Origin of the sequence: Shewanella sp. AC91-MNA-CIBAN-0169, assembly GCF_040310165.1 — a bacterium.
Classification (GTDB): Bacteria; Pseudomonadota; Gammaproteobacteria; order Enterobacterales; family Shewanellaceae; genus Shewanella.
Genome location: NZ_JBEOPM010000139.1, coordinates 1 through 261, shown reverse-complemented (window position 1 = coordinate 261; position 261 = coordinate 1). Strand labels below are relative to the sequence as shown.

General features: G+C 42.1%; 1 pseudogene. It reads right to left on the bottom strand.

The window, feature by feature from the left end:
- Positions 1-261: pseudogene (locus AAEY98_RS22450) on the bottom strand (hypothetical protein); the annotation flags it as partial.

Genomic DNA, 261 nt, shown 5'->3' with positions numbered 1-261 from the left:
GGTCAACACAAAGGCTGAAATATAGTAAAACTCAGGCGATATCAGCTCAAACCCATAATACATCAGCGTCGGTATCGCACCAGACATCATCAAAGCGGCGACCATTAGACCTATAAAGAAGAATAGATAAATTGCCCCAATACCACGCATGACTCCAGAGGCCATTTGCGCTTGCATCTCATCAAAGCTAAGTCCTTTGATAAAACCAATGACTAATAAAACACAGATGGCAAGTATTAATGATAAATGCGGCACCCAACC